This is a genomic window from Paenibacillus mucilaginosus 3016 (assembly GCF_000250655.1).
In the GTDB taxonomy this organism is placed as follows: domain Bacteria; phylum Bacillota; class Bacilli; order Paenibacillales; family NBRC-103111; genus Paenibacillus_G; species Paenibacillus_G mucilaginosus.
This window is the reverse complement of the sequence record NC_016935.1, coordinates 3,343,850-3,363,928: the sequence shown is the minus strand read 5'-3', so window position 1 is coordinate 3,363,928 and position 20,079 is coordinate 3,343,850. Positions and strand designations below refer to the sequence as shown.

At 59.9% G+C, this 20,079-nt stretch carries 27 protein-coding genes; 4 read left to right on the top strand and 23 right to left on the bottom strand.

Going from position 1 to position 20,079, the window contains the following annotated elements:
• Window positions 1-11: 11 nt before the first annotated feature.
• From accB to PM3016_RS14445, 11 genes are all read right to left on the bottom strand, one after another.
• Window positions 12-503 carry an acetyl-CoA carboxylase biotin carboxyl carrier protein gene (gene accB / locus PM3016_RS14490; RefSeq protein WP_013916393.1) on the bottom strand — a complete coding sequence of 164 codons (492 nt, stop codon included), beginning with the start codon at window positions 501-503 and terminating at the stop codon, window positions 12-14.
• Window positions 504-751: 248 nt separating this feature from the next.
• Window positions 752-1,651 carry a SpoIIIAH-like family protein gene (locus tag PM3016_RS14485; RefSeq protein WP_014369994.1) on the bottom strand — a complete coding sequence of 300 codons (900 nt, stop codon included), beginning with the start codon at window positions 1,649-1,651 and terminating at the stop codon, window positions 752-754.
• Between the two features lie 35 nt (window positions 1,652-1,686).
• Window positions 1,687-2,109 carry a hypothetical protein gene (locus PM3016_RS14480; protein ID WP_238540515.1) on the bottom strand — a complete coding sequence of 141 codons (423 nt, stop codon included), beginning with the start codon at window positions 2,107-2,109 and terminating at the stop codon, window positions 1,687-1,689.
• Window positions 2,110-2,325: 216 nt separating this feature from the next.
• Entirely contained in the window at window positions 2,326-2,553 is a 228-nt protein-coding gene (locus tag PM3016_RS39655; protein WP_238540514.1) for a hypothetical protein, read from the bottom strand.
• Window positions 2,550-3,062, bottom strand: a complete 513-nt coding sequence (spoIIIAF, locus tag PM3016_RS14475) for a stage III sporulation protein AF (RefSeq protein ID WP_238540513.1) — start codon at window positions 3,060-3,062, stop codon at window positions 2,550-2,552. Before spoIIIAF ends, PM3016_RS39655 begins: the two co-directional genes overlap by 4 nt.
• 27 nt (window positions 3,063-3,089) lie before the next feature.
• Window positions 3,090-4,343 (bottom strand): stage III sporulation protein AE, encoded by a 1,254-nt coding sequence (spoIIIAE, locus tag PM3016_RS14470; protein ID WP_041619121.1) that lies wholly within the window; start codon window positions 4,341-4,343, stop codon window positions 3,090-3,092.
• A 24-nt stretch (window positions 4,344-4,367) separates the two neighbouring features.
• Window positions 4,368-4,757 carry a stage III sporulation protein AD gene (spoIIIAD, locus tag PM3016_RS14465; RefSeq protein WP_013916388.1) on the bottom strand — a complete coding sequence of 130 codons (390 nt, stop codon included), beginning with the start codon at window positions 4,755-4,757 and terminating at the stop codon, window positions 4,368-4,370.
• An 18-nt stretch (window positions 4,758-4,775) separates the two neighbouring features.
• Window positions 4,776-4,979 (bottom strand): stage III sporulation protein AC, encoded by a 204-nt coding sequence (gene spoIIIAC / locus PM3016_RS14460; RefSeq protein ID WP_013916387.1) that lies wholly within the window; start codon window positions 4,977-4,979, stop codon window positions 4,776-4,778.
• A 70-nt stretch (window positions 4,980-5,049) separates the two neighbouring features.
• Window positions 5,050-5,568 carry a stage III sporulation protein SpoIIIAB gene (gene spoIIIAB / locus PM3016_RS14455; RefSeq protein ID WP_013916386.1) on the bottom strand — a complete coding sequence of 173 codons (519 nt, stop codon included), beginning with the start codon at window positions 5,566-5,568 and terminating at the stop codon, window positions 5,050-5,052.
• A 52-nt stretch (window positions 5,569-5,620) separates the two neighbouring features.
• Window positions 5,621-6,625, bottom strand: coding sequence for a stage III sporulation protein AA (spoIIIAA, locus tag PM3016_RS14450; protein ID WP_041619120.1), 1,005 nt, complete (start codon window positions 6,623-6,625; stop codon window positions 5,621-5,623).
• Window positions 6,626-6,698: 73 nt separating this feature from the next.
• Window positions 6,699-6,965 (bottom strand): YqhV family protein, encoded by a 267-nt coding sequence (locus PM3016_RS14445; protein ID WP_187296769.1) that lies wholly within the window; start codon window positions 6,963-6,965, stop codon window positions 6,699-6,701.
• Window positions 6,966-7,109: 144 nt separating this feature from the next.
• Between PM3016_RS14445 and comA the strand changes: the two genes are divergently transcribed.
• From comA to PM3016_RS14430, 3 genes are all read left to right on the top strand, one after another.
• Window positions 7,110-7,949 carry a phosphosulfolactate synthase gene (gene comA / locus PM3016_RS14440; RefSeq protein ID WP_013916383.1) on the top strand — a complete coding sequence of 280 codons (840 nt, stop codon included), beginning with the start codon at window positions 7,110-7,112 and terminating at the stop codon, window positions 7,947-7,949.
• A 22-nt stretch (window positions 7,950-7,971) separates the two neighbouring features.
• Window positions 7,972-8,718: a 2-phosphosulfolactate phosphatase gene (locus tag PM3016_RS14435; protein WP_013916382.1), complete on the top strand. Its 747-nt coding sequence runs from the start codon at window positions 7,972-7,974 to the stop codon at window positions 8,716-8,718.
• Window positions 8,719-8,782: 64 nt separating this feature from the next.
• On the top strand, window positions 8,783-9,247 hold the full coding sequence (locus PM3016_RS14430) for a DUF441 domain-containing protein (protein ID WP_013916381.1): 465 nt from the start codon (window positions 8,783-8,785) through the stop codon (window positions 9,245-9,247).
• A gap of 34 nt (window positions 9,248-9,281) precedes the next feature.
• Here the strand turns inward: PM3016_RS14430 and PM3016_RS14425 are convergent, their stop codons facing one another.
• From PM3016_RS14425 to PM3016_RS14370, 12 genes are all read right to left on the bottom strand, one after another.
• A complete protein-coding gene (locus PM3016_RS14425; RefSeq protein WP_014369990.1) occupies window positions 9,282-10,538 on the bottom strand; it encodes an aspartate kinase in 1,257 nt (418 codons plus the stop codon).
• A 98-nt stretch (window positions 10,539-10,636) separates the two neighbouring features.
• Window positions 10,637-11,218 carry a histidine phosphatase family protein gene (locus tag PM3016_RS14420; protein ID WP_013916379.1) on the bottom strand — a complete coding sequence of 194 codons (582 nt, stop codon included), beginning with the start codon at window positions 11,216-11,218 and terminating at the stop codon, window positions 10,637-10,639.
• A gap of 67 nt (window positions 11,219-11,285) precedes the next feature.
• Complete coding sequence (locus PM3016_RS14415; RefSeq protein ID WP_014369989.1) at window positions 11,286-12,014, bottom strand: hypothetical protein; 729 nt, start codon at window positions 12,012-12,014, stop codon at window positions 11,286-11,288.
• The gene (locus PM3016_RS14410) at window positions 12,011-12,280 is read right to left on the bottom strand and encodes a hypothetical protein (RefSeq protein WP_013916377.1); all 270 of its coding nucleotides are present in this window, start codon (window positions 12,278-12,280) and stop codon (window positions 12,011-12,013) included. Before PM3016_RS14410 ends, PM3016_RS14415 begins: the two co-directional genes overlap by 4 nt.
• A gap of 40 nt (window positions 12,281-12,320) precedes the next feature.
• Window positions 12,321-13,022, bottom strand: a complete 702-nt coding sequence (locus tag PM3016_RS14405; RefSeq protein ID WP_014369988.1) for an HAD family hydrolase — start codon at window positions 13,020-13,022, stop codon at window positions 12,321-12,323.
• A gap of 41 nt (window positions 13,023-13,063) precedes the next feature.
• A complete protein-coding gene (locus tag PM3016_RS14400; RefSeq protein ID WP_014369987.1) occupies window positions 13,064-13,756 on the bottom strand; it encodes a DUF1361 domain-containing protein in 693 nt (230 codons plus the stop codon).
• Between the two features lie 307 nt (window positions 13,757-14,063).
• Window positions 14,064-15,392 (bottom strand): DRTGG domain-containing protein, encoded by a 1,329-nt coding sequence (locus tag PM3016_RS14395; protein ID WP_041617832.1) that lies wholly within the window; start codon window positions 15,390-15,392, stop codon window positions 14,064-14,066.
• 208 nt (window positions 15,393-15,600) lie between these two features.
• Complete coding sequence (locus tag PM3016_RS14390; RefSeq protein WP_014369985.1) at window positions 15,601-15,978, bottom strand: hypothetical protein; 378 nt, start codon at window positions 15,976-15,978, stop codon at window positions 15,601-15,603.
• Between the two features lie 171 nt (window positions 15,979-16,149).
• Window positions 16,150-16,707: an elongation factor P gene (efp, locus tag PM3016_RS14385; protein WP_014369984.1), complete on the bottom strand. Its 558-nt coding sequence runs from the start codon at window positions 16,705-16,707 to the stop codon at window positions 16,150-16,152.
• 122 nt (window positions 16,708-16,829) lie between these two features.
• Entirely contained in the window at window positions 16,830-17,903 is a 1,074-nt protein-coding gene (locus PM3016_RS14380) for a M24 family metallopeptidase (protein WP_014369983.1), read from the bottom strand.
• Between the two features lie 2 nt (window positions 17,904-17,905).
• On the bottom strand, window positions 17,906-18,352 hold the full coding sequence (gene aroQ, locus PM3016_RS14375) for a type II 3-dehydroquinate dehydratase (protein ID WP_013916368.1): 447 nt from the start codon (window positions 18,350-18,352) through the stop codon (window positions 17,906-17,908).
• A 115-nt stretch (window positions 18,353-18,467) separates the two neighbouring features.
• Window positions 18,468-18,968: a YqhR family membrane protein gene (locus PM3016_RS14370; protein ID WP_013916367.1), complete on the bottom strand. Its 501-nt coding sequence runs from the start codon at window positions 18,966-18,968 to the stop codon at window positions 18,468-18,470.
• 152 nt (window positions 18,969-19,120) lie between these two features.
• Here PM3016_RS14370 and PM3016_RS14365 point away from each other — a divergent pair, with 152 nt between their 5' ends.
• Window positions 19,121-20,047 carry a DUF1385 domain-containing protein gene (locus tag PM3016_RS14365; RefSeq protein WP_013916366.1) on the top strand — a complete coding sequence of 309 codons (927 nt, stop codon included), beginning with the start codon at window positions 19,121-19,123 and terminating at the stop codon, window positions 20,045-20,047.
• The last annotated feature ends 32 nt before the right edge of the window (window positions 20,048-20,079 follow it).

The following is a 20,079-nucleotide window of genomic DNA, read 5'->3' as shown; positions in this document are numbered from 1 at the left end:
GATCTCTCCTTCTACTCCGGCTTCACCTTAAAGAGCGGTTGACCGTATTCGACCAGCTGACCGTTCTCCACAAGCACTTCGACGATCTCGCCCTTCACTTCGGCTTCGATCTCGTTCATCAGCTTCATGGCTTCGATGATGCAGACGATCGTCTTCTCTTTGATGGAGCTGCCCTTCGAAACAAACGGAGCCGCCCCCGGAGATGGGGATTCATAGAAAGTTCCCACCATGGGAGATGTAATTATATGTAAATTAGCATCTGCTGCAGCCGGCTTGCCTTCAACAGGCGCTTGCGCAGGCACGGCAGCGGGAGCCGTTGGCGGTGCGGAGACCACAGGAGCGAAAGCAGGAGCAGCGGCCGGAGCGGAGGCGTAGACCACCTGCTCGGTTTTGTTAGGTTTGCGGATGACGAGACGGGAGCCCTCGCTTTCGATCTCCAGCTCCTGCAGAGTCGATGCATCCACAGCCTTGATCAGTTCCTTGATTTCACTTAGTTTAAACACAACATTCACTCCTTTGGGCGTCTTGCTGCTGGGTAGGCACAAGCTTCCTGGAGCCTGTCCTAATGCAGCATAGCGAAACAAACGACGTTGTTATTATATCACAAACTCTTATGAAGGAAAGAGTTTCTTGGGACGTGGTCCCAATCGGGGCTCAAGGACTGCGGCACAGACACGAAAAAGGCCCGGTTGCCCGGGCCCTGATCCGCCATGCTTCGTGTAATTTTGCGGGTCTCCCCGCCCTTGCAGTCTTACGGCTTGAACGATACGGAGATGTTCTCCTTCGCAATCCCAAGCTCCTTCATCGCCTGGTCGGTGATGCTGAACGCCTGGGTGCGGTCGAGCTTGTCGGCCTGCACCGTCACCTTCCACTTGCTGCCCTCCTGGGTCACGACCGCCTGGGAGAAGCTCTTGCTCAGCAGCCCTTCGAGGTACTCGATCTTCGCTTCCATATCCTGCAGCTTGTGCAGCTCCGCCTGGGCGTTCGCGGCCGCTTCCGTCGTCTGCTTCGTGTCGGCAATGACGGCAAGCAGCTGCTCGCTCTTCTTCGAGATCTCCGTCTCACGCACCATCTGCAGATCCTGGAAGTAGCCGGCTCCGCTCTGCGCTCCCGTCTGCATCGTCTTCAGCACCTGCGCATCTTCCGCCGAAAGGGACGATCCCGTGCCCGATACCGGCTTGGAGGCCGGCGTGCCTGCGGCATCCGGAGCGGCGGACGAAGGCTTGTCGGTCTTCGTGCTGCTCTCCTTGTGCTCGCCGCCGCCTTCGGCCGCATTGCCCGCTTCCTTCTGCTCGGCAGCCTGCGGCTGAGCCGCCTTCGGATCGGCCGCTTTGGGATCCGCCGCTTTGACGTCGGAGGCCTTCGGATCCGCCGCCTTGGCATCCGGCTTCGCTTCCGATCCTGCGGAAGCCTGGCCGTCCGCTTTGGCTCCCTCGGCAGGAGCCGCACCGTTCTTCGCAGCCGCATCCGGTGCGGAAGCCGGATGCAGGCCGTCCAGCTGCCCGGTATTGACCGTCAGCTCCTTGGTCGAAGCGCCGGCGGTTTTAACGTCGATCTGGTTGACATCCTCCGTGAACAGGTAGTAGGCGGACAGTACCACCATCAGGCTCAGCATCGATACAAGCCACACCGTTTGCCGTTTCGTGTTCATTCTCGTATTCCTCCTTTAATGGGTTGAGATTCGCGCTACGACTTTCTCGGCAGGATCGAAATGCGGTGGGGCGGCACTTCCAGACCGCGCTCCACAGCCTCCGATATCATCTTCTTGACCGTCAGATTCTCCGCCCCCTTGGCGATGACGAGCACCCCGCGCACCTTCGGCTTGATCGTCTTGGTAATCAGCGGCTGTTTGCCCCCCGACACCTCATAAATGACCACTTCCCCGCTTTTGTTGATCTCGGTGATGTGCCGGGTCGAGCCCTGGTGGTCCTTCTCGTTGGTCACCTGCTCGACATCCTTGCGGTTCTCCTGCACCACAATCTCCTCCGTCGATTCGATCGTGACCATGACTTCCACCTCGCCGACGCCTACCATCTTCGTCAGCATCTCCTTGAGCTGGGTCTGGTAGGATTCCTCGTATTCGCGGAAGGGGCTGCGTTCCTTGCCCACCGAGAAGACCGGCTGGTCCGCAGGGGGAGGGAGGAGAGGCCCGGGCCCCGTCCGGCGTATCGACGTCCTTGACCGTAATGAACGAGTTCAAGATCATGAAGGCGGCGCCGACCAGCCCCATCAGCAGCAGCCAGCGCAGCGTCTGCATCCGCTTCGGCCCGCCCGGACCGCCGCCCAGCAGCTCGCCGAGTCCTTTCCATCCCGTACCCATCCTCCTCACCTCCCCTTCGGTTCATGGATCAGTTCCAGCTGAATCTGACTCTCCTCCAGCTGCCAATCCGCCGCGAGCAGCCGGGTAATCTCCGTCTTCTTCTGCAGCTGCTGCGGCGTCAGTTCCCGTGCCGCCGACTCTCCCATGTGGGAGACTTCCTTCGCCCCCGCTTCCTCCGCCCCGATCCGGATGCTCACGCTCTTCACCGGCTCGACCGGTTCGACCGGCTTCATTGCCTCGGAGCCCGCACGCTGCGGAGCTTCCCCGCCCGCGCTTCCCCCGGCCGGCCGGCTCCGGATCGAGCGTGACGGACACGCTCTTGAGTCACTGCCTGGCCGTCCGCCCCCGCCTCCGTCTCGACCCGGATGCTCCGGACCTCGACGCCTGACGCGCTCTCGAGCTTGCGCTTCATGAGCTCCGCCACCTGCTGGCGGACCAGCTTGTGCGCCTCCTGCTCCTGACTGCGCTTCAGCGTCTCCGCCCTCGTCTGAATGGCGGCGAGGGATTCCCCGGCAGAGCCCGGGCCGTTCTGCTCGAACAGGGCTGCCGTCAGCCGCCCGTTGAGCTCTCCTCGGCCGGAGAACAGCGTGAACAGCGGCTGCAGCAGGGTCAGCAGCAGGAACAGCGAGATCACGGTCCGGACGTAGCGCTGCATGGCGGCGTTCGGCAGCAGAAGATCGACGAAGGTCGCCAGGAGGATCACCAGGATGATCGAGCGCAGCCAGTCGCTAAGCCAATCCATAGGCTCTCCCCCTCCTTGACAGGCTTGCTACCGCATCATGACCGAGACATTGCCGGCGGCGATCATGATGGAGATCGCCAGGAAGAACATCAGCCCGACAACCGCGAGGGCGGCGAACACGTAGATGAGGCTTTTACCGATCGTCTCCAGGCACGAGATCATCGGATTATCGCCGAGCGGCTGCATGATCGCGGCCGCCACGTTGTAGATCAAGGCGAGCACAATGATCTTGATGGCCGGGAAGGCGCAGATCACGAGGATAATCACCACGCCCGCCAAGCCGACGGCATTCTTCACGAGCAGCGAAGCACCGATCACCGTCTCGGAGGCGTCCGAGAACAGGCGGCCCACCACCGGCACGAAGTTGCCTGCGATGTACTTCGCCGTGCGGATCGTCACGCCGTCGGCGACCGAGCCGGTCGCCCCCTGCACCGAGACGACGCCGAGGAAGACGGTGACGAAGATGCCAAGGCACGCCAGCGAGATCGTGCGCAGCAGGTTCGCCAGCTGCGTGACCTTGTATTTGTCCGACAGGGCGCTGACAATGTGCAGCACCGCCGAGAAGAACAGCAGCGGGAAGACGATGAAGTAGATCACCGTACCGACCGCATGCACCATGAAGACGATGAGGGGGTGAAGCACCGACACCGAGACCACGTTCCCCATAGAAGCCAGCAGCGTCAGCAGGATGGGCACCACAGCGATCATGAAATGAATCATGTCGCCGATCGCCTCCTTGGCGTAACCGATCGCGACACTGAACGAATTCACGGCCATGATCATAAGGACCAGGAAGGAGATCGCGAAGGCGATTTTGCTCACCGCATTCTTCTCGAAGGAGCTCTGCAGCGTTTCGAGCAGCATGCTGAAGATCGTCAGGATCACGATGGAGACGAGCAGCTTGCCGTTATAGAGCAGCTCGTGGAACAGGTATTTGAGCAGCCCCTGCAGCAGCCCTGGGAAGGAGATGTCCTTCGCGCCGAGCAGCAGGTCCATGAACGAAGGCGCCCGCGCGTCGGGGAAGTACCCGCCGTACTGCTGGACCAGACGTGTCCAGAAGCCCTCGACCGAGTCGAGCGGAAGCTGCTGCGCCTGCTGCCTCACCAGCTCCTCCGCCGGCGTGGCCGCCAGCAGCCGCACGCCCGGACCGAAGAGTCCTTCCGTACTGAGCAGCAGCACGATAATCAGCGCCGCCAGCACCAGCCGCTCCCGTCTTATGCTCCCCGAGCCGCCGAGCCTCCCGTCCTCTTGCAGCCGTACCTTGCCCCGCATGCTCTTCACCCCTGCCTTGTCCCCTGCCGCCCGTCAAGTCGGCAGCAGCTTCACGACCGTATCGATGATGACGGAGACGATCGGGATCGCCATGACCATGATCAGGATTTTGCCCGACAGCTCGATCTTGGAAGCCACCGACTCCTGCCCCGCGTCCCTCACGATCTGCGCACCGAACTCCGCGATGTACGCAATGCCGATAATCTTGAGAATCGTCTTCAGAAAAATCATATTGATATCCGCCCGGTTCGCCAGATCCTCCAGCACCCCGATCACCACGGCGATTTTGCCGATGAGAAACAGGAAGATCGTGATGCCGGTGAAGGCGGTGAGCAGGAAGGCGAACATGGGCTTCTGTTCCTTGATGATCAGTACGAGGATCGTCGTGATCAGCCCGAGTCCCACGATCTGGATGATCTCCACGGGTGCGCTCCTCCCTTCCTATTGGAAGAGGAAAATGGCTTTGATTTCCTTGAACAGGCTGTCGAGCAGGCTGACCACCATGAACAGCACGACGACAAACCCGATGACCGTCACCCAGTGGGCCATATCCTCTTTGCCCATCTGCTTGAGCACGGTATGAATCATGGCGATAATGATGCCGATGCCGGCAATCTGGAATATCGCATCTACATCCACGTTCATTGGCGGCACCTCACCCCCTACCCTGCAGCCGGCTCCGGCCCTGCTGTCACGCCCTGCCGCTGCCGCCGGCTTAATACATCAGAATGACAACCAACGCACCCAAGAGCACGCCGAGGCTCTTCCACATCCGCTCGTAGCGCTGCTGCTCGTCTCTTGCGGTCTCCGACTCCGCCTGCAGCTGCGAGACGGCCAGACGCAGGTGCTTCACCTGGTCTTCCCGGTCGGTCAGCCCGAGCGTAGTCCCCAGCTGCAGCAGCACTTCGCGCTCCTGCGGCTTCATCGCCGTCGCCCGCCAGCCGCGGGTGATCGTGCGCTCCCAGACGCCGGCCGCCTGTTCGCCTTCAGCCCGCTCGAGCTCCCTCGAGGTCTCGAGGAAGAGGGTCCCTACCGGTGCGGCGCAGGTGCCGCCCGTGCGCCGCAGCGCCTCCGGCAGCGGGGTGAAGCCGTAGACGATCTCGGTCTCGAGCCGCTGCAGCAGGCGGATCAGGTCCGCGATCTGCTTCGGGCGCCTCGCGAGCTGGGCCGCCTGGTGGAAACCCATCAGCGTGCCGGCGAGAAGCACGAGCGCCGCTCCCAGCAGCTTCAGCATGGGGCGGCGCCCCGCTTCCCTGAGGCCGTCCCGCTCGGCAGCATCCGCCGCATCAGCTAAGGCCCCCCCGCAGCGCCAGCCGCTCGTCCAGCCGCCGGCCCTGCGCGTCGTACACCGCTGTGCGGGGCGCTCCGGCCCCGGAGCCTTCGCCCGCGGCCCGCGAGAGCACCACGAACCGGTCGAAGACCCCCCCGGCAAGCAGCTCCTTCAGGATAGGGCGCCGCCGTACATCGTCGACGTCCCTGCCGTGGGCTGTGGCGATCAGGCCGATGCCCGCATGCAGCGCCTCGTGAATGGCCGCCGCATCCTCGCTGCGGCCGATCTCATCGGCGATGAGTACCTCGGGCGACATCGAGCGGATCATCATCATCATCCCCTCCGCCTTCGGACAGCCGTCCAGCACGTCCGTTCGCGGGCCGACGTCGAAGCGGGGCACGCCGCGCACGCAGGCCGCAATCTCAGAACGCTCGTCGACGATGCCGACCTTGAAGCTGCGTCCGCCGATGCCCGCCTCCGCACTGCCGCTGCTGAGCAGCCGGGCCAGATCCCGCACCAGCGTCGTCTTGCCGAGCTGCGGCGGAGAGATCACCAGCGTCCGGCACAGCCGGCGGGTGCCCGGCTCCAGCAGGTGGGGCGCGACACCCGCCGCCGCTCCCTTCCATTCCCGGGCGATCCGGATATTGAAAGAAGCGACGTCCTTCACATATTTGACCCGGCCCTGCTCGACCACCGTCCGGCCGGCCAGTCCCACCCGGTGGCCGCCGGCAATCGTGATGAAGCCCCGCTTCAGCTCTTCCTCGAAGGTGTAGAGCGAATGCTGCGTAAGCAGCTCGAGCAGGGTCCGGCAGTCCTCCCGGGTGGGCCTGTACGCCGCTTCACTGTCTTGGGCCGTCCGTCCTTCGGCGGTAACGAAGCGGCTGCCGCCCGCGCGGATCAGCTCGAGCGGGCGATTCTCGCGGATCCGGATTTCCTGCAGATCACCCAGCATGTGCGCCGGCAGAGCTGCTAGAATGCGCTGCAGCGGAGCGGAGAAATAAGGTAAGACCGACTGGATCAAGCGCCATCCCCCCAAGCTGTCCATCTTTACAATCCAATGTATGCCCGTCCTACTGAAATATGACAGTCTCCCATTACTTTTTTAAGATTCCGATAAAGAGACACGCCACACCGGCGAGCACCCACAGGAACTTGCCCACGGAGAGCTTATCCGCCAAACCTACAAGCCCGATCGTCGTGGTCGTCAGCAGCACCAGGGGACCGACAAGCGCCAGCCCGGAATTCACCAGAAGCGCCTTCTCGATCTGATTGAAGCGGAGCATGAGCAGCGCGGCCATGATCTCGATCGTACCCGACAGCAGCCTCAGCATGGCCATGCTCAAAACGATTTTGTTGATCATCGACATGGGATTCCCTCCAGCTTGGTTTCTCCTCATCAATGTATGCGGGCTCGTCTTCATTTAGGCTAACCGGGCACCACCCCATCCAAAAATGCATATGCTGAGGGTGATTCAAAACAATATAGTACAGCGAGGCGATTGGACATGGAGGTTACATCACCGGGGCAGTGGCATCCCCTGCTGAGCGATCCGACCGGCGTGCGGACCGGCAAACCGAGAAGCCTGGGACAGACGATGGTGATTGACAAAGGCCTGGGGCTCCATGCCTTGGAAGATTTGCTCGAAACGGCTGCTCCTTATATTGACATGCTCAAGATCGGTTTCGGCACTTCGCCGCTCTATACAACGGAATTTCTGAAGCAAAAGATCGAGATGATCAAAGGGCACGACATCGTTGTCTATCCGGGAGGCACCTTCCTGGAGGTGGCGATCCGTCAAGGCGCCGTACAGCCATTCTTCGAGATGGTCCGGCAGCTAGGCTTCAACGGCCTCGAGGTATCGGACGGAACGATCGAAGTCCCGCGCTCCCTGCGCAGCGAGCTGATCTGCCGGGGGCTGGATGCGGGGCTTACGGTGATTACGGAATACGGCAAAAAAGGCTGGGGCTCGGCGATCGAACTGCAGGAGCTGATCGAGACGGTGACGGTGGATTCGGAGCTCGGAGCCTCCCTCGTCACGATCGAGGGCAGGGAGTCGGGCAAGGGCGTCGGCATCTTCGACGAACAGGGCGGCTGCAAGGATGAGGAGATCGCCATGGTATTGAAGGGGGTGCCGAGTCCGGCGGTGCTGCTCTGGGAGGCGCCGCACAAGGAGCAGCAGGTACACCTGCTGAACACGCTGGGCACGGGCATTCATCTAGGCAACATCGCACCGGGGGATGTCATCTCGCTCGAGGCGCTCCGCCGGGGACTTCGCTCGGACACCCTGCTTCTGGGCAACGAAGGCCGCAAGAGCGGGGATCCTAGCTGGGCCTGGGAGATTTAGAGAGGAGGAGAGATTCTCCGTCATGAACATTAGTGTCATCCCTACGATTCAGGAAGCACGCGTAGAGGAGTTGAGACGCAAAACCGTTATTGTCATCGATGTGCTGCGGGCCACCTCGACCATGCTCGCCGCCCTGGCCAGCGGCTGCCGTGCCGTAATTCCGGTCGAGACCGTCGAGCAGGCGAAGGAGCTGCAGCTTCCGGGGCATCTGCTCGGAGGCGAACGCGGCTGCCGCCGCATTCCCGGCTTTGACCTCGGCAACTCGCCGCTCGAGTATACGCCTTCCGTGGTCGGCGGGAGCGTCCTCGTGATGACGACGACCAACGGCACCCGCGCCATCCGCAAGGCGGAGCAGGCCGGACGCATTCTGGCCGGCTCGCTGCTCAACGCCCGCGCCTGTGCCGGGAAAGCGCTGGCGCTGGGACGGGAGATCGTCATCCTCTGTTCGGGCACCCGGGATATCTTCTCGCTCGAGGACGGCCTGGGGGCCGGCGCCATCGTCGACGAGCTGCTGTCGGCTTACACCGGGTCCGGGCGCCAGGGCGACCATCTGCAGGTCAACGACTTCGGCCTTGCCATGCTGCATGCGTTCCGTGCAGCCAATGGCAATCTCGAAGGCGCCCTGCTTGCCTGTGAGAACGGACGCCGGCTCGTCTCTCTGGGGTTCCGCGAGGACGTAGCGTACTGCTCCCGGCTGAACGCCATCGAGGCCGCCCCCGAGATCGCGGACGGCCGGCTGCAGCTGTTCCCCACGCTCACTTCTTTGTAATCATGAAAAGCCCCTTGTCCTCATAGACATAAAAAGAATCCACGAGGACAAGGGGCGGGGTGCGGTGAATGGAGACATTCTGCTGGTTGCACTGATCATCATCGGGCTGATCGGGCGCTCGCATATCATAACTACAGCGGCCTGCGTGCTGCTCATCGTCAAGCTGATCAGCCTGGAGCGCTACCTTCCCTCCATCGAACGGAGGGGACTCGAGCTCGGGCTGCTTTTTCTGACGATGGGCGTGCTTGTGCCGTTCGCCAGCGAGCGCATCTCGATCAAGGATGTGACCTCGATGTTCACGACGTGGCCCGGCATCCTGGCTCTGCTCGGAGGAGCCATCGCTACCTACATGAACGGCAAAGGGCTGGAGCTGCTAAAAATAGACCCACAAATGATTGTGGGCCTTGTCATCGGTTCGATCTTCGGTATCATCTTCCTAAAAGGAATCCCGGTCGGACCACTGATGGCCGCCGGGATTACCGCTTTCCTGCTGAAAGTGTTCACTTATGTCTTCGGGAAGCTCGGTTAGCCGGAGCAGGCTTGGACGCCCGCCTGTCAACAACTTAACGACGCTCGGACGGACCGCCTACAAAGGCGGTTTCTTCCGTATCGAGACCGTAAGCGCTGTGCAGCGCGCTGATGACTTCGTTCAGGCGGCTGTTCTCGATGACGCAGGAGGTCTTGATTTCGGACGTGCTCACGAGCAGGATCGAGATGCCGAGATCCGAGATCACCTCGAACATCTTGGCGGCGACACCCGGCGTGGACACCATGCCGGCACCGACGATGGAAACCTTAACGAGGTTGATCTCGGAGGTCACTTCACGGAAGCCTACGCTCGGACGGATCGCTTCGATCGCCTGCAGCGCCGTTTCGCGGTCCGCCAGGGAGACTGTGCACGAGAAGTCGGCGAGGCCGTTCAGGACACCGCTCTGTACGATAATGTCGACATCGACCTGGGCGTTCGCCAGGGCCGTGAATACTTTGGCCAGCTGGCCCGGTTTCTCTTCCACACCCAAAATACTGATTCGTGCCACGTTCTTATCGTAGGCAATACCCCGGACTACGATGCCTTGTTCCATCGCCGCTTCCTCCTTCACGTACGTTCCTTCATTATGGTTAAAGCTGGATCTCACGACCAGCGATACGTTGTAATTCTTCGCGTATTCCACCGCTCTCGGGTGGAGCACCGCCGCGCCGAGGTTGGCCAGCTCGAGCATCTCGTCATACGAGATCTCGCCGAGCTTCCTCGCGCACTTCACTACACGCGGGTCGGTCGAGTATACGCCGTCGACGTCCGTGAAAATCTCGCAGACGTCCGCCTTGATCGCAGCAGCCAGCGCCACGGCCGTCGTATCGGAGCCGCCGCGGCCGAGCGTCGTGATCTCGCCCTCTTCGCTCATGCCCTGGAAGCCGGCCACGATGACGATCTGGCCTGCGTCCAGCGCCGCAAGGACGCGCTTCGGCTGGATGTCGGTAATCCGTGCCTTGGCATGCACGGCTTCGGTGTACATCCCCGCCTGCCAGCCCGTGAACGACACGGCCGGCTCACCCAAACTATGTATAGCCATGGACAGCAGCGCCACGGATACCTGCTCGCCTGTTGTCAGCAGCATATCCATCTCGCGTGCCGGAGGATTCCCATCCGCAATCTGCTTGGACAGATCGATCAGTTCGTCGGTCGTATCCCCCATCGCGGATACAACGACAACGCATTGATGGCCTTCGCGCTTTCTCTCCACGATCCGGGAGGCTACGCGCTTCATCCGCTCCGGAGTACCTACGGAGCTTCCGCCGAATTTCATTACAATCAGAGACAAAGCTGCTCACTCCCTAAACAAACTTATACAACTATTAAGAGATTATAGCATATGCCCCTGCGCTCATGAAATAAAAAAATCGCAAATTGTCGAAAGACTCAGACGGAAATCGAAAAAAGCCAATCCTCCCTTTCCGGGTTCACCCGGCAGGCCTCCTCCGCACGCGAGCAGCGGGAGCGGATATGGTCGATATACGCATCCGTAGTGCCCGCATCGGTGACGATGAACACACGCTGCTGGCCGAGCTGCCGGCACCACTGCAGGAAGCGGTCCGCCTGCTGCGCAAACAAGAGGCCGGGCAGCGTGTGGATGCCCTGCAGCCACAGATGCTCGGGGAGATCGGCGGGCATCAGCCAATCGGTGTACTCAGCGCGGATGCGCGAGGGGTCCAGCGGCTCGTCACAGGGGTGCGTGCGAAAATCATACCTTACCGGATGCTGGCGGGGACCGGCGAGCGGATGAACCATCCGCTTGCACTCCGCCCCACGGGTCCAAAGCTGGGCGGTTTCGAGCATGCGCACCGTCGGCCCGGCCAGAACGGCGTCCGCCGGCGACAGCTCGTAGCGCTGCCGCAGCCGCTCGGCCTCCTTCCGCCCGGCCTCGGTCAGCCCCGGGTCCCTCATCTGCTGCCCATTCTGATGGAGCGAGTGCTGCGACTCGCCATGAAGCACAAAGACCATGTCCATCCTTCTCACCCCGGCATATCTGGAATTTTATATACCTATGCGCACTCCGCCTGTCTGCATGCTATGATGTCTCTCCCGTCCGGGCCGGGCTCAGCTCGAATATCGTAGGATGGTCTCCCGCACCGTAAGGGTCAGGTTTGTTCGTCAGCTCGAACACGGCCTCTCCGGGCTTGTACTTACTCGGAGAGGAGCGGATGAGCCCATCGAAGCCCAACTCCCCAACTACCCTGTCCCCTTGTACGAACAGGATCCGATAGTCTCTCTCGTGAGACGTGAAGAAGTCCTCTTGCGTCCACTGGAAGCCGAGCGCCTTGTTCACCTGCTCTCCCGAGCTGTAAGGGCCGAAGATCAGCATGCGCTCCCAGGGTCTGTCCCCGGACATCTTCCGGAAATCCACCGTCACGGTCGTTCCTTCCGCCACCGCTTCCCGGTGTAAAGCTGTAAAGGCCTCGTGCAGTGCAAGCGAGAACCCGGGGTCCGGCGCCGTCGCCCCGTTGGCGAGCAGCTTCGCTCCCGTGTACACGGGGGGTGCAGCCAGCACAGCGAGCATCAGCAGCGCTGTCCAGCCGTGCCGCTTCAGGCACCCCAGGTACAACAGCCCCCAGGTCAGCGCCACGGCCGCCCCGAAGGACAGCAGCACCGCACCGACGGAGAACGGCCCCGGACCGGCACGGGTGATGTCAATATATACGTCAAAGAAAAAGTAGCTTCGGTAATAGAATAGGATTCCGGCCGCAAGCGCCAGCAGTGCTATGATCCTCCACCCTCTGATAGAGAGACGGACTTTCATTTCCTGCGCCTGTTCAGCAACGGATGAACTACCGCCATGTAAAGCACCATACCGCCCAGAACCGTCCACAGGTAATCCCAGCCGGAGAAGGCGGGCTGCCTGCCGAAGCTGACCTTCTGCCCCATAGCGCCGGCAGAAGAATACGCGTCGACGATATCCGGCACGTAAGTGTAGGTGAGATACATCCCATGCAGGATTTGATAAGCAAAAAACAGTACGTGAATGCCTGCTGTGAACAGCAGAGCGTTTCTAATGATTTTACCCATGCTCTCCTCCTTTTGAAACTTCAGCGGCTTCCCGCTGCCCTCACTCAGGCGAGTCCGATCGCCGGCCGTCCGGCTGCGGCAGGCGGGCCTTCTCCAGCCACGGAATCCACTCGTCCAGGTGCAGGATCCTGCCGGCCGTGCGTACGCCCCGGGCTTCCATGGCTCCCGCCGGACTGCCGTAGCTCACGAAAGGAACGCCCGCTCCCATCGCCGCCTTCCCGTCAATCCAGGAGTCGCCGAGCGACACCCACTCCGCTGCCGGAATCCCCGGGTACCTGCCGAGCACCGACAGGAAGCCGGAGGGCGAGGGCTTCAGCGCGTCCATCCCTTCCCTCCCGACGAGCAGATCGATATAACGAGCGATCCCCGTCTGCTCCAGGGCTGCCGCGGCTGCCGGCTCCGCGTTATTGGTGACCACGGTGAGCGGAAGACGGCCGTGCAGCCGCTTCAGCATCTCGGCCGCCCCGGGCTCCAGCCCCGCGCCTTCCATTCCCCGCAGCTCGTGCTCCGCCACGAGGGTCCAGATCGCGGTTAGCGGCCCGTCCGCCAGACCGCTCTCCTTGGCGAGACCAATGAGCGTCGCCGTCGTATGCTCCTCCAGGACAACGGGCTCCGGGAGCCCTCCCAGCTCGAGCAGCGCCTTGTACACGTCCCCCTTCATGGCGGCGAAGTCGATCCGGGATGAGAGCAGCGTGTTGTCCATATCAAAGATGATGCCTCTTACACCGCTCTTGAATCTCAATGCATTTCCTCCTCAATTGGACGCCCGGCTTGGCTGCCGTTTCAATACGGCCATGACCGCGAATCCCGGGCGGCCAGTCCGAGCAGTGTATGAACCGTCGCATACATCATCAGAAGGACCGTACCGAAGAACAGGCATACGATGATCGAAGACGGCTCCAGCGTATCGCTTACGATATCAAGCACGGCCGATGGCTTCCCCAGCACGTCCCAGGAGTTCAGCCGGTATTCCCTGCCGAGCAGAATGCCGTACCCGGACAGCAGCGAAGCCAGCGCAGCGAACAGCCAGGAGACGGCCATGTTCGTCCGGGTAAAGATGATGTACTGAAATTGATAGAGCGAGAGCATGCCCAGAATGATCCCCGTCCAGGCAAAGGTGAAAATCAGCAAAAAATCCGTCCAGTAGGTCAGCACAAGACGACCGGCTTCGGTATACAGTTCCCTGCGGACCGTGAGGTGGATCAGATCCGTAAGAACATAAGGGCTGTTGGGCAGGAGCAGAAGCCAGGCCACCCCCAGGATCCCGAGCGCGAAGAGGCCGGCGGGCCCCAGCCTCCGCCGTCCGTTCAATGCGAGCGCCGCCGTGGAAAAGAGGAATGGCAGCCAGGCAAGGAACAGGTTCCAGATCAGAAAATTGTAGTACGTCTGCGGGGTGGCCAGCAGGTGCACGATCACGCAAACCCCGGACAGACCGCCAAGCAGTCCGAGCACCGGACGTAAAGAAAGCGGAGCCATTTCAAGCGCTGCATCCTTTCTTGAGGCAAAACCAGGCTTACCCGCTGCAGAGCTTGGTGATGAGCCTGCCATAATGCGCGAGCTTCCTCACCGGCATTCCAGAGCGTCCGCACGAAAGCGCAGCCCGTTAATCACCCATTTCCTAGTAATCTACCATTCCTCTCCATCATAAAATATTCCTTTCTTCTTGTAAAATCCTAGAAATCCCTGCCGCTTCCGGCACACCCGGTCCTTTTCTTTCCACGCCAAAAAGCCGCCCTGTAGGACGGCCCAATCGGCGGATGGCATCGAAACCACCGCTGACCTGCTATATGATTCTTGCGGTGAACATGGAGCGGGCCACCCGGGTTCCTCCGGTGCGGATGTCCATGTCGATTTTGCAAAAGCGGCGGCTCATCTCCACAATGGACGGCACAATCTCGATGACATCGTCGATCTGCAGCGGAACCAGGTAGTACGTCGAAGAGCTGTCGATGATAAGGTCGCCTTTCTTCTGGTCCTGTACGGTGCGGTAAGCGGCGCGGACCATCAGGGTGCTCAGCATGCCTTCGGAGACCATGCCCTCGAAGTTCGTCATCTGCGGCGTGATCACCCCGCGGAAGATCAGGTTCCCTTCGCCGTCCCTCCGCTCTTCGATGCCCGCACAGATCTGCACCTCGAAGGTCTCGGCATTCTGCGGCTGGCGCTGCATGTACTGCATCGCCTTCATCACGTCCTTGCGGGAGATGACCCCGATCATCCGGCGGTCCCCGTCAATGACCGGCAGCAGCTCGATGCCCTCCCAGACCATCGTATGGCCGGCCGAGGCGACCGACGTCTTCACGTTGATGAGCAGAGGATTCGGCGTCATCAGGGAGCCGACCTGCTGCTCCGGCGCCGCCCCGATGATATCCTTCGTGGTGATGATGCCGATCGGCCGCATGTCTTCGTCGACGACCGGGTAGCGGGTGTGCGTCGTCTCTTCCACGAGGCGCTGCATCTCGCTGACCGGGTCTTCCGCCTTCAGCGAGTAGACGGGCGTATCCTTGCGGATGATGTCCTCCACACTCATGATCTTCTTCTTGATCAGCCGGTCTTCCATCGCGCGGTTGATCATCGTCGCCACGGTGAACGTATCATACGCCGTGCCGATAATCGGCAGCCGCAGGTCGTCCGCGAGCTTCTTCACTTCGGGGGTCGTATCGAATCCGCCGGTAATAAGCACGCCGGCTCCCTGGCTCAATGCGCACATATGCGCCTGTACCCGGTTGCCGACGATGAGGAGGTTGCCCGGCTCAATGTACTTCAGCATCGCTTCGAGCTGCATGGCACCGATTACAAATTTGTTCAGCGACTTCAGGATGCCCTCCGATCCGCCGAGCACCACGCCTTCGACGACCTTCACGATCTCGGCGAAGGTGAGCTCGTCGATGAGGGGCTCCTCCTTCTTCTCGGTCCGGATCGTGCCGATCCGCCGTTTGGTGGTGACCAGCCCCAGATTCTCCGCTTCCTTGATCGCCCGGTACGCCGTACCCTCGCTGACATCGAGATCCTGGGCAATCTGCCGCACGGAGAGCTTCGTCCCGACGCTGAGCGACTCGATATATTTCATGAGCTGGTCATGCTTGGTTCCCAGCTCCGGATGGCCTGCGTTCATTCCGCTCACCTCAGCCCTGTTGTTCGTAGTTCCGCCATTATAACCCAAGGAAGAGCAAAAAAACAGCACTCCTCCTGCGGTTCCTCTTTCTATATTATCGATGATGACCCGGAGCATGCATCAATGCCTCCCTCCGAAAATAAAAAGGCCTCCGCATCACGCGGAGGCCCTCCATGTCATTCTTTATTAAGAACACCTGTACAACAATTTATCTGTACCTGTGGGACGATTCATTCACCATAGACGCCATATTATAGTTCGACTCAAACGTAATCGAAGTGCAGAGCGTGTCCTGCATCGTGGCAAATTCAAATTGAATTTCTCCATGCGTCCAGCGCTTGTACTTCAGGGATTCCTGTGCCGTCTGGCGGAAGGAGATCTGCTGGGTCTCCGACAATCCCTTCTCGATCTTCTTGAGCTCGGCCCCCCGGCTCTCCAGCGGAAAGTGCCTGATCCCGAACTTTCCTACTACATCGTTGCGAATTTGCATAAACACGGTTCCCGAATCCAAATGCTCCAGTTCCTCTCTCAATTGTGTAAATACCATATCAACCTGTCTGGAGAGGGGGACGGAATGTAGCATCATGTTGCAAAATCTCCTTTACTCTTCTTGTGTTGGAATATTTTGTATGTTATGACTATAGCCTCATTATAGGACAGAATATCTAGGAAATCAACCATTATTTTGAATAAAACTACAAAAAAAGACTCCTTTTCCAAAGAGGAAAAGAGAGTCTTGTCGTTATGTGTCGAATTCTTAAGCGCGGGAGATATAGTCGCCTTCACGTGTATCGATCAGAAGCACGTCGCCTTCGTTGATGAAGAGCGGCACGTTCACTTCGAAGCCGGTTTCCACTTTCGCCTTCTTCGTAGCGCCTTGAGCCGTGTTGCCTTTAACGCCCGGCTCGGTTTCGATGACTTTGAGCTCTACGCTGTTCGGGATGTTGATCCCGAGGATCTCGCCCTGGTAGCTCATGATGTTGATGTTCATGTTCTCGCGCAGGAAGTTCAGCTCCCACTTGATCTGCTTCTCTTCGAGGTTGATCTGGTCGAACGTTTCGGTATCCATGAACGTATGCTCGCTGCCTGCCGCATACAGGTACTGCATTTGACGGTTCTCGATATGGGCGCGGGCTACGTTCTCGCCTGCGCGGAAGGTACGCTCAACGGTGTTGCCGTTGCGCAGGTTCTTCAGCTTGGAGCGGACGAACGCCGCGCCTTTGCCCGGTTTAACGTGCTGGAAATCGATGACCGTGAAGAGGTCTCCGTCTACTTCGATTGTCAGGCCTGTCTTAAAATCGTTAACTGAAATCACTTAAAAACCCTCCCTAAATTGGTGGCATGCCATTTCGTACGGAGAACGGTCTCCCGTCCTTTCCTCCTGGCTGCCAGGCTGCCGGCCTGTCCGGCGGGTCGCCGGACAAACGGTCAGCAAACTTATGATAGCACAATCAGGTCCTTATCTGAATGCGTTAATCTACGGTTGCCCTGGTCCGTAATGACGATATCGTCTTCAATCCGGACGCCGCCGAATCCGGGCAGATAAATTCCCGGCTCTACGGTGACCGTCATGCCGGGCTTCAGTACGGTGTCGCCGAGCTTCGAGAGCCGGGGCGACTCATGCACTTCCATGCCGAGGCCGTGACCGAGGCCGTGACCAAAATGGTCGCCATAGCCGTACTTCGTGATGATGTCCCTCGCCACCGCATCCGCTTCGCGCCCGGTCATGCCGGGACGGATCGCTTCAAGCGCGGCCATCTGGGCTTCGAGCACAATGCCGTAGATCTCCCGGTGCTTGTCGGACGGGGTTCCCAGCACGACCGTACGGGTGATGTCGGAGCAGTAGCCTTTGTAATACGCGCCATAATCGAGCTTGACGAACTCGTTATTGCCGATAAGCTTCTCGCTGGCCTTGCCGTGCGGCAGGGCCGAACGCTCGCCCGAGGCCACAATCGTCTCGAACGAGGTGGACGCCGCCCCGTTTCGGCGGACGAACATCTCGATCTCGAGGGCGATATCCAGTTCTTTGACGCCGGGCTTCAGGAAGTCCAGAATATGCGTGAAGGTGCGGTCGGCCAGATCGGCCGCTTCCTGCATCACCGCAAGCTCCCCTTCATCCTTCACCATCCGCAGCGTCTCCACCAGCCCTTCGGTCGGCAGCAGCTCCACGGGACTCAGTCCCTCCGCATAAGAGCGGTAAGCCGAGAACGAGAGGTCCGAGGCTTCAAACCCCAGCCGGCTAATGCCTTCCCGCGCCAGAATGTCCTTCACCGTCTCCGCCACCTTCGGCGCATGCTCGACCACCTCATAGCCCGGCGCCTGCTGAGGAGCCTGGGTCATGTAGCGGAAATCCGTGAGCAGCACCGCCCGAGTCGCGGTGATGAGCACATACCCTGAAGAGCCCGTGAAGCCGGTCATATAAGTCCGGTTCGTCGCGTTCGTGATGAACAGCGCGGGAATGCCCTTCTCGTCAAGAAGCTCCCGCAGCCGGTGAACTCTATCCAGTGCCATCCTTATCCCTCCGAACCCTCTAAGTGTCGAACGAGCGCCCGCAGGCCGAGCTCATAGCTGTCCGCACCGAAGCCGGCGATCTGTCCGACGGCGACCGGGGCGATCACCGAGACATGGCGGAACGCTTCCCTGCGGTGAATATTCGAGATATGTACTTCAACCGTCGGCAGCCCCACGGAAGCAACCGCATCACGCAGCGCATAGCTGTAATGCGTGAAGGCGCCAGGGTTGATCAGTATGCCGTCCTTCGTACCGAAGGCTGCATGAATCCTGTCGATGAGAACGCCCTCATGATTCGACTGGGCGCATTCGATCTCCACGCCAAGCTCCGCGGCCAGGCCGGCGAGGCGCTGTTCGATCGCCTCCAGGGTCAGCGTGCCATAAACTCCGGGCTCGCGGACACCAAGCATGTTGAGATTCGGTCCGTTCAATACCAGAATCTGCTTCACTCCATACGCCTCCCACTTAAGAAAACAGACATACTTCCCCATTTTACCATAAACAAAGCAGGTTTGAGAAGTTCTTAAGTTCGGAGCAGGAGGCGCAGCGGGCTTCTCTGCCTTCCTAAGCCAGCTTGCGGCGCTTGGTGATCGGTTCTCTAGCCCGCTCGTCCGTAAATTCGAAGGCGATGGAATAGCCGATGAACAGGCCCCAGAGTGCGAACAGCGAGACGTCCGTCAGAATCGTGTTCAGGTCCAGCCTCAGAATCCAGGGCATCATCCCGATCAGCGGGCCGATCAGCAGATAGAGGGCTCCCCACCATGCCAAGCCGTAAGCCATGCCGTACCACGGTCCCTGGAATTTGGACAGCACGAGCGCGTAGATGAGCGACGCCGCAACCGAGAGCCCGATGAACGCCCCCCAGCCGATCAGCGTTCCGATCCAGGTGAAGAGGAACGAATGAAGAAAGAAAGGCTCTACGAGAAAGCTCGGGGTCAGCGACGTAAAATGAAAATAATGCTCGAGCAGCTTCAGTCCGCCCCAGATCACTCCGGCGAAAAAGCCGATGTAGGCAGCGAAGAACCATTTGTTCGTGCGGTGTTTTTTATGGAAGCGATGGTCCATTCTCAGCAACCTCCTGCATGGTGGAATCGTCCTTAGTATGTGCAAAAAGGATCTCGGTAAACAAAGTGGCAATATGCCACGGGATTCGTTACAATAAGCTGTAAAGACTCATTCAATCCATACTCAACCATGTAGAAGAAGGTGCATTGATATTGTCGGATAAGCAGTGCCCCACCGCCATCTACGGCGGGCAGGCAGTCATCGAAGGCGTGATGTTCGCCGGCCAGAAAGTTCACGTAACGGCCGTACGCCGCAAGGATAACACCATTCAATACCTCGAGGTGCCGAAGAAGGAGATCCCTTGGGTGCAGAGCCTCAAGCGCATTCCGCTGGTCAGAGGCCTCGTCGGCATTATCGAGGCCAGTGCCAAAGGTGCGCAGCACCTGAATTTCTCGGCGGAGGTGTTCGCGGAGGAAGAAGGCGAGCCCAAGGAAGAACAGAAGGAAACGCTGGCCAGCCGGCTCTCGATGATTCTAGGTGTCGCGGTCGTCGGGGTTCTCTCCTTTCTCTTCGGCAAGTTCGTGTTCACTTTAATCCCGCCGATCATTGAAGATCTGCTGTTCGGCCGGATGTTCGAGAATCAGATCGGCCATAACCTGATCGAAGGACTGATCAAAATCATTCTGCTCGTCGGCTACATCTACTTCATCTCCCTCACCCCAATGATCAAGCGGCTGTTCCAGTATCACGGAGCGGAGCACAAAGTGATCTCGGCCTATGAGGCGGGACTCGAGCTGACAGTGGCCAACGTGCAGAAATTCAATACACTGCATTACCGGTGCGGCTCCTCATTCATTGTTTTCACGGTGCTGATCGGGGTCGTCATCTACTCCTTCTTCGAATACGACTCGCTCGTCGAACGGATTGTTCTGCGCCTTGCGCTGCTGCCGCTCGTCATCGGGGTATCCTACGAGGTGCTGCGCTTCACCAATTCGCTCCGTGAAGTGCCTGTGCTCCGCTATCTAGGCTATCCGGGACTTTGGCTGCAGCTGCTGACAACCAAAGAGCCGGATGATGCGCAGGTGGAAGTCTCGATTGCATCGTTCAACAGGATGAGAGAGCTCGACAAACAAATGTAACTTCAGCGGCAGTCCGTATCTGCGAGGGAGGT

Bases quoted from the DNA above. Each gene is read 5' to 3' on its own strand.
- PM3016_RS14485 (WP_014369994.1), bottom strand. From the start codon at position 1,651: ATGAACACGAAACGGCAAACGGTGTGGCTTGTATCGATGCTGAGCCTG.
- PM3016_RS39655 (WP_238540514.1), bottom strand. From the start codon at position 2,553: ATGAAGCCGGTCGAACCGGTCGAGCCGGTGAAGAGCGTGAGCATCCGG.
- spoIIIAF (WP_238540513.1), bottom strand. From the start codon at position 3,062: ATGGATTGGCTTAGCGACTGGCTGCGCTCGATCATCCTGGTGATCCTC.
- spoIIIAC (WP_013916387.1), bottom strand. From the start codon at position 4,979: ATGAACGTGGATGTAGATGCGATATTCCAGATTGCCGGCATCGGCATC.
- spoIIIAB (WP_013916386.1), bottom strand. From the start codon at position 5,568: ATGCTGAAGCTGCTGGGAGCGGCGCTCGTGCTTCTCGCCGGCACGCTG.
- PM3016_RS14445 (WP_187296769.1), bottom strand. From the start codon at position 6,965: ATGATCAACAAAATCGTTTTGAGCATGGCCATGCTGAGGCTGCTGTCG.
- comA (WP_013916383.1), top strand. From the start codon at position 7,110: ATGGAGGTTACATCACCGGGGCAGTGGCATCCCCTGCTGAGCGATCCG.
- PM3016_RS14435 (WP_013916382.1), top strand. From the start codon at position 7,972: ATGAACATTAGTGTCATCCCTACGATTCAGGAAGCACGCGTAGAGGAG.
- PM3016_RS14420 (WP_013916379.1), bottom strand. From the start codon at position 11,218: ATGGTCTTTGTGCTTCATGGCGAGTCGCAGCACTCGCTCCATCAGAAT.
- PM3016_RS14415 (WP_014369989.1), bottom strand. From the start codon at position 12,014: ATGAAAGTCCGTCTCTCTATCAGAGGGTGGAGGATCATAGCACTGCTG.
- PM3016_RS14410 (WP_013916377.1), bottom strand. From the start codon at position 12,280: ATGGGTAAAATCATTAGAAACGCTCTGCTGTTCACAGCAGGCATTCAC.
- PM3016_RS14400 (WP_014369987.1), bottom strand. From the start codon at position 13,756: ATGGCTCCGCTTTCTTTACGTCCGGTGCTCGGACTGCTTGGCGGTCTG.
- PM3016_RS14395 (WP_041617832.1), bottom strand. From the start codon at position 15,392: ATGAACGCAGGCCATCCGGAGCTGGGAACCAAGCATGACCAGCTCATG.
- PM3016_RS14390 (WP_014369985.1), bottom strand. From the start codon at position 15,978: ATGATGCTACATTCCGTCCCCCTCTCCAGACAGGTTGATATGGTATTT.
- PM3016_RS14380 (WP_014369983.1), bottom strand. From the start codon at position 17,903: ATGGCACTGGATAGAGTTCACCGGCTGCGGGAGCTTCTTGACGAGAAG.
- PM3016_RS14370 (WP_013916367.1), bottom strand. From the start codon at position 18,968: ATGGACCATCGCTTCCATAAAAAACACCGCACGAACAAATGGTTCTTC.